This is a genomic window from Oceanobacillus polygoni (assembly GCF_008304605.1).
GTDB classification, from domain to species: domain Bacteria; phylum Bacillota; class Bacilli; order Bacillales; family Amphibacillaceae; genus Oceanobacillus; species Oceanobacillus polygoni.
The window spans coordinates 341,793-348,360 of record NZ_PIJY01000030.1 but is presented as its reverse complement, the minus strand read 5'-3'; the positions used below and the strand labels follow the sequence as shown (position 1 = coordinate 348,360).

General features: G+C 37.7%; 8 protein-coding genes. All 8 read left to right on the top strand.

Annotation, left to right across the window (positions count from 1 at the left end):
- Positions 1-102 precede the first annotated feature (102 nt).
- Positions 103-267, top strand: a complete 165-nt coding sequence (locus tag F1560_RS16335; RefSeq protein ID WP_149475713.1) for a DUF2292 domain-containing protein — start codon at positions 103-105, stop codon at positions 265-267.
- A 100-nt stretch (positions 268-367) separates the two neighbouring features.
- Complete coding sequence (locus tag F1560_RS16330) at positions 368-1,363, top strand: LLM class flavin-dependent oxidoreductase (RefSeq protein ID WP_149475712.1); 996 nt, start codon at positions 368-370, stop codon at positions 1,361-1,363.
- Positions 1,364-1,372: 9 nt separating this feature from the next.
- On the top strand, positions 1,373-1,891 hold the full coding sequence (locus F1560_RS16325; protein ID WP_245347680.1) for a GNAT family N-acetyltransferase: 519 nt from the start codon (positions 1,373-1,375) through the stop codon (positions 1,889-1,891).
- 14 nt (positions 1,892-1,905) lie between these two features.
- A complete protein-coding gene (locus F1560_RS16320) occupies positions 1,906-3,093 on the top strand; it encodes an amidohydrolase (protein WP_149475711.1) in 1,188 nt (395 codons plus the stop codon).
- Between the two features lie 36 nt (positions 3,094-3,129).
- Positions 3,130-3,948 carry a MetQ/NlpA family ABC transporter substrate-binding protein gene (locus tag F1560_RS16315; protein WP_149475710.1) on the top strand — a complete coding sequence of 273 codons (819 nt, stop codon included), beginning with the start codon at positions 3,130-3,132 and terminating at the stop codon, positions 3,946-3,948.
- A gap of 28 nt (positions 3,949-3,976) precedes the next feature.
- Positions 3,977-5,053, top strand: coding sequence for a methionine ABC transporter ATP-binding protein (locus F1560_RS16310; RefSeq protein ID WP_149475709.1), 1,077 nt, complete (start codon positions 3,977-3,979; stop codon positions 5,051-5,053).
- Positions 4,995-5,645: a methionine ABC transporter permease gene (locus F1560_RS16305; protein ID WP_149475708.1), complete on the top strand. Its 651-nt coding sequence runs from the start codon at positions 4,995-4,997 to the stop codon at positions 5,643-5,645. Before F1560_RS16310 ends, F1560_RS16305 begins: the two co-directional genes overlap by 59 nt.
- A gap of 32 nt (positions 5,646-5,677) precedes the next feature.
- Positions 5,678-6,526 (top strand): MetQ/NlpA family ABC transporter substrate-binding protein, encoded by an 849-nt coding sequence (locus F1560_RS16300; protein WP_149475707.1) that lies wholly within the window; start codon positions 5,678-5,680, stop codon positions 6,524-6,526.
- Positions 6,527-6,568: the final 42 nt, after the last annotated feature.

Here is a 6,568-nt window from a genome sequence, read left to right as displayed (position 1 = left end):
ATTGAACCGCCGTATACGGAACCGTACGTACGGTGGTGTGAGAGGGGCGGAAAGTTATTTAATTTTCCCCTCTACTCGATTTCCGTTAAAGGGGGAGATTCTGTGGCAAGCGTGGATGACAAGAAAATCACAGACATCATATCTGAATTAAAAAAACTTAAATTTGGATCTTTAATCATAACCGTTCATGATGATGAAGTTACACAAATTGAAACGACTGAGAAAAAACGTTACCAAGCACAAGGAAAAAAACAACGAACTAAATAAGGAATGCCGATTAGACAACTAAAGGCAGCCTTCTATTCCGACCGGAATGGAAAGCTGCCTTTTGCAATTAAATAAGTGTAAAGAAATTGGAGGAAAATGAATGAAATATAAACTTGGAATTCTTGATCAAAGCCCAGTTTTCAAAGGGAAGACAGCTGCTGATGCACTTCAACACACCATTCAATTGGCGATAAAAGCGGAAGAATGGGGTTACGCTCGCTTCTGGGTGTCTGAGCATCACCATATGGAACAGGTAGCTGGTTCATCACCCGAAGTTTTAATGTCACACTTGTTAGCACGAACAAATTCAATTCAAATAGGATCAGGGGGAGTTATGTTACAACATTATAGTCCGTATAAGGTTGCAGAGAATTTTCATGTCTTAGCAACGCTTGCTCCTGGAAGGGTAGATCTGGGTATTGGTAAAGCACCTGGTGGATTTCCATTATCAACGAGAGCATTACAGAATGGAAAGCGAAATGACGGAAAGGATTTTAATGAGCGTTTAAGTTTTTTAAAAAGCCTTATAGACGATTCCGTTGCGCATGATCACCCACTGTTAGGCATCCAAGCTTTACCAAAGCCAGATAAGAAACCTGAAATTTATTTGCTCGGCGGAAGTGCAAATAGTGCCAAAATCGCCGCTGATTTAAAAGTTAATTTTGTTTTTGCGAAATTTTTAAATAGTGATGAAAAACTGCTTGAAGAAGCTGCTCATACTTTCAAACGGAATTTTAATGAAGGGCAATTTATTGTAGCATTGGCTGCACTTTCAGCACCTACCCAAAAAGAAGCAGAAAAGTTAGTAGAAGATCATAAATTATTCACACTTCACCTTCATGATGGGCGGACATTAACCGTTCAATCAAAAGAGCAAGTACATGCATTTGAAAAACAAGCAGAAGGACCATTTGAAATTGAAGAAAGAGTGGCGGATATAATTGCTGGAACGCGAGAATATGTGAGTGAAGAATTAACACGACTTCATAATGCGTATCAAATAGACGAATTTATTTTACATACCCCTATTCGAAGTGAAGCGGAGCGTTTTCGTTCTTTCCAATTAATGCGTCCACTACAGAAAAGTTATGTATAGGAGGTAGCAATGCGTAAATTAATGAGCAATCCAATCATTGTCAATGAGTTGGTTAGAGAGGAAATTGAAATAGTTCGTTGTGTTTTGGTCGAGAGCTATCAACAGTACGAGGCTCATTTCACCCCACAAGCGTGGGAGGATTATTCAAAGCGAATTGCCTCATCTATTGAAAATCCGAATGTAGATAAAATTTTAGTAGCCAAACTTGATCAGGACATCCTAGGCAGCTTGCAGCTATTTCAGTCTGCGGAAAAGGCATATGAGAAAGCCGAACTTCAAATTCAAGCACCCATCATTCGATTACTGGGAGTTCACCCTAGTGCAAGAGGTCGTGGTGTTGCCCAAGCACTATTAAAAACCGTCATCAATGACGCCGAAGCTCATGGAGATTCCAGCGTGTATTTGCATACGACCGACTTCATGGTAAATGCTATACAAATTTATGAAAAGTTAGGCTTCAGACGAGATGAGTCAAAGGATTTTTCGAGAGGGAATATTCTATCGAAATGCTATAGGTTAGATATTTAGAGGAGGACATTACTATGTTTCCATCAGATTTGAATGAACACTTAATTTCAATTAGGCGTCATTTGCATCAATATCCTGAGTTATCAACAAAAGAATTCGAAACAACGAAATTCATCCAAAAAAGGTTGAGCGAGATAGGAATAAATTTAAGAAAAACAGGATTGAAAACGGGTGTTTTTGCACAATTACAAGGTGAAAATTCTGGACCTACTATTGCACTTAGAGCTGATATCGATGCACTACCTATCGAAGAACAGACCGGTTTACCCTATACATCAAAAATTAAAGGTGTGATGCATGCTTGTGGTCATGATTTCCATACAGCCGCATTAATTGGAGCAGCTTATCTATTAAAAAAGAATCAAACAAAGCTGAATGGGAATATAAGGTTTCTTTTTCAACCAGCAGAAGAAATAGGTGGGGGAGCAGAACAGGTGATTAACGACGGGCAGCTTGAAGGTGTTGAAGCCATCATTGGTCTCCATAATAAACCTGATTTACCCGTTGGAACGATTGGTTTAAAATCTGGACCGCTAATGGCGTCTGTAGATCGATTTCATATTACAATCAGTGGGAAAGGTAGTCATGCCGCAATTCCTCAAAATGGAAAAGATCCGATTCTTGCAGCCTCACAGGTAGTTACAGCACTGCAGTCAATTGTTAGTAGGAATATATCTCCGTTAGAAAGTGCCGTCGTAAGCGTGACAAAAATAACAGGCGGAAGTACTTGGAATGTCATTCCGGGTGACGTAATTCTTGAAGGGACGACTCGAACGTTTAATCATGCAATTCGTGAAGAAGTTAAAGAAAAAGTAAATACGATTGTAAAAAATACAGTGCTTGCCTACTCAGAGGAAGCTAGGATTGATTGGTTTCCTGGACCGCCCCCATTGTTGAATGATGCAGGAACAATAGAAGTTGTACGTGAAGCTGCACAAAATCAAGGCTTAAAGGTGATAGAACCAGAACCAACAATGGGTGGAGAAGATTTTGCTTTCTATCAGCAGCATATGCCAGGTGCTTTTGCTTTCTTTGGAACAAATGGTAATGAAGATTGGCATCATCCTGCTTTTACAGTTGATGAATCAGCGTTGATCAAAGCTTCTTACTTCTTATATGAAAGTGCTGTGTCCTTATTAAAAGAAATTGGAACCAATCCATATAACGAAGCAAGATTAAACAAGGTTCCTACATTGAAATAGGTTGAAAAATACAATTCGAAAAAGAGGAGTGCAGAAATGAAAATTAAAAGGGGTTTTCTTTTAGCGATTATAACGGTCGGGTTGTTTGTGATAGCAGGTTGCGGAAATGAAACAGGGACAGCTTCCGAAAATGAGGAAGTGACATTGAAAGTTGGTGCTGCTTCTGTACCACATGCGCAAATTTTGGAGTTTATTGCACCAGATTTGGAAGCGGATGGTGTGAAACTAGAAATAGTGAATACGACGGATGGTATTCAAACCAATCAACAGACAGCTGATGGGGAATTAGATGCAAACTTCTTTCAGCATACGCCGTATTTAGAACAAGTCAACAAGGACAGTGGGTTAGATTTAGTAGTTGTGGAAGGTATTCACATTGAACCATTTGGGGTGTATTCAAAAAAGATTAATTCAATTGACGACTTGTCTGATGGAGCACAAATAGCAATTCCGAATAATCCTTCCAATTTTTCAAGAACACTCATGCTTTTTGCAGAAAATGGAATTATTGAATTGGATGATGCTAAATCAGGTGATTATTTATTAGGAGATATTACTGAAAATAACAAAAACCTAGAATTCATTCCAGTTGATCCACCACTCTTAGTCCATTCACTTGATGATGTAGAAGCTTCGGCAATTAATACAAACTATGCGTTAGAAGCTAATCTTAAACCATTAGAAGATTCATTAATTATTGAAGGGGTTGACTCGCCATACGTTAATGTTTTAGTGTCTCGTCCTGACAACAAGGATTCTGAATTGATCGAAAAGCTTGCTGAAGCATTAACAACAGAAAAAGTTAGGGAATTTATAGTGGAAGAATACGAAGGTGCAGTCGTTCCTGCATTTTAAATGTATGACGAGAATAGGAGGGTCTAGATTGATAGAATTTCGCCAGGTTTCAAAAGTATTTGATAGTGGAGGAAATAAAGTTGAAGCATTACGTGATATTCATTTAACTGTTGAAAAAGGAGATATATTTGGAGTTATCGGTTTCAGTGGAGCTGGGAAAAGTACGCTGATTCGCACCGTTAATTTGTTAGAATATCCAACGTCGGGTGAGGTTATTGTCGAAGGGAATCTGGCAAAACTGTCTGAAAATGAAATACGACAAGCTAAGAAAGATATCGGTATGATTTTCCAACATTTTAATCTTTTAAACTCCAAAACCGTTTTCGATAACGTGGCAATGCCTTTATTGTTAAGTAAACTGAAGAAGAGGGAGATTAAAGAACGTGTTCATGAAATTTTGCGTTTTGTTGGATTAGAAGAGAAGGCAAAAAATTATCCAGATCAGTTATCTGGTGGCCAAAAGCAACGTGTTGGAATCGCTAGGGCGCTAGCAACGAATCCTTCTATTTTATTGTGTGATGAAGCTACATCGGCATTAGATCCACAAACTACAAAATCAATACTACATTTATTAAAACGAGTAAACGAGGAATATAAGATTACGATATTAATGATCACCCATGAAATGGAAGTCATCAAACAAATTTGTAATCGGGTTGCGGTAATGGAAGATGGCCATGTAATTGAAACGGGAAATGTGTTTGATATTTTTGCTCATCCAAAAACAGATACGACACGAAACTTTGTCAAATCAGTTGTTCGAGATGAAGTACCCGAAAGTGTGTATCGACTGTTAAAAGAAAATAATGATGAAAGTCGTATCTTCAAAATTGAATTTTTTGGAACAGACTCCGGGCAACCAATCGTTTCGAAAACAGCGAAAATGTATAATGTGGAAATTAACGTTCTGTTTGGAAATATTACGGAATTGCAAGGTATTCCTTTCGGTAATTTAATTGTTGAGTTAATTGGTGATGACTATGAAATTAAACGGGCAATAGCGTTTATCATTAGTCAACATATTGAAGTGAAGGAGGTTTTGGAAGATGGAAGTCAGCACCGAATTGATCGTGAACGCTTTGTGGGAAACGCTTTACATGGTTAGTGTTTCACTCTTTTTTGGAGGGATTATCGGAATTTTCTTAGGGATTTTATTAGTTGTAACGAGAAAAGGTCATATCCTGGAAAATCGTTTTATTTTTTCAATCGTGAATCCAATTGTTAATATCTTTCGTTCCATTCCATTTATTATTCTTCTCGTAGCAATTATTCCTTTAACTAGGTTAATTGTAGGGACGTCGATCGGAACGACGGCGGCAATTGTTCCACTTGTACTTCATATTGGGCCCTATTTTTCAAGGCTAGTAGAAAATTCGTTATTAGAGGTGGACGAAGGAATCATTGAGGCAGCAAAATCAATGGGAGCGACACCACTTCAAATAATCTATCGTTTTTTAATGCCGGAAGCCTTTTCTTCATTAATTTTAAGTTTAACAACAGCAACTATTGGATTAATAGGAGCGACAGCAATGGCAGGAGCGATTGGTGGTGGAGGTTTAGGCGATGTTGCAATAACATATGGCTATCAGCGATTTAGTACGATTACGATTCTAGTAACAGTTATTATTTTAGTGATTCTCGTTCAAGGAATTCAAGGGTTAGGAAATAAACTCGAACGAAAGGCGAGAAGGGTTTAGAGAAACAAATAAATTGGTGAGGGGTGTCAATAATGAAGAAATGGATTTTTCCTATATTTCTAGTTTTAGGTGTGTTATTAGTTGCATGTTCAAATGATACAAGTGCAGAAGGTGAACAATCAACAGTAAAGGTTGGTATTCGAAATTCTGAACTTCGAACATGGGAATATCTAAAGGAACAAGCTGAAGAAGAAGGGTTAGAAATTGAAATTGTCAATTTCTCATCTGCATATGATCCAAACCAAGCCTTGATAGAAGGGGATATTGATATAAATGCTTTTCAACACGTAGCATATCTAGATTCATTTAATGAGAATACCAATTCGGATATTGTTCCAATTGGTACAACAATTATTGCTCCGCTTGGATTGTATTCTAGTAAGTATGATGCTGTAAGTGATATCCCAGATGAAGCACAAATAGCTGTTCCAAACGATGCACCTAACTGGGGAAGGGCATTGTTACTATTACAAGAAGCGGGACTATTAACGGTTGTTGATGACTTCGATGGAAATGGTGGAAAAGATAAAATTAAGGAAAATCCAAAAAACATCGAAATTGTTCCAGTGGATAGTGCAAATGCACCTCGTGTAATGGAAGATACAGCTGGTTCTGTCATTAATAACGGAGTCTCATTAGAGGCAGGGCTAACCTTAAAAGATGCGCTTATTCATGAAAGCCAAACTGCAAAACCGTATATAAATGTTATCGCAGCTAGGAAACAAGATCAAGAGAATGAAATTTTTCAAAAGATCGTTGAAATCTATCAATCAGATCAGACAGCTGAGTTTATTGAGGAAACATATAAAGGAAACTATCTTCCAACAAGTATTACGTTAGAGGAATTAAGTACGTATAAAGAAACCTATTCGAATAATTAAGGACTGGTATTGATTTATCCGAGGAGTATTAGAAAAATGGTT

What these genes read in the sequence shown, in the direction of transcription:
- F1560_RS16330 (WP_149475712.1), top strand. Translation starts at nt 368, where the DNA reads ATGAAATATAAACTTGGAATTCTTGATCAAAGCCCAGTTTTCAAAGGG.
- F1560_RS16325 (WP_245347680.1), top strand. Translation starts at nt 1,373, where the DNA reads ATGCGTAAATTAATGAGCAATCCAATCATTGTCAATGAGTTGGTTAGA.
- F1560_RS16320 (WP_149475711.1), top strand. Translation starts at nt 1,906, where the DNA reads ATGTTTCCATCAGATTTGAATGAACACTTAATTTCAATTAGGCGTCAT.
- F1560_RS16315 (WP_149475710.1), top strand. Translation starts at nt 3,130, where the DNA reads ATGAAAATTAAAAGGGGTTTTCTTTTAGCGATTATAACGGTCGGGTTG.
- F1560_RS16305 (WP_149475708.1), top strand. Translation starts at nt 4,995, where the DNA reads ATGGAAGTCAGCACCGAATTGATCGTGAACGCTTTGTGGGAAACGCTT.
- F1560_RS16300 (WP_149475707.1), top strand. Translation starts at nt 5,678, where the DNA reads ATGAAGAAATGGATTTTTCCTATATTTCTAGTTTTAGGTGTGTTATTA.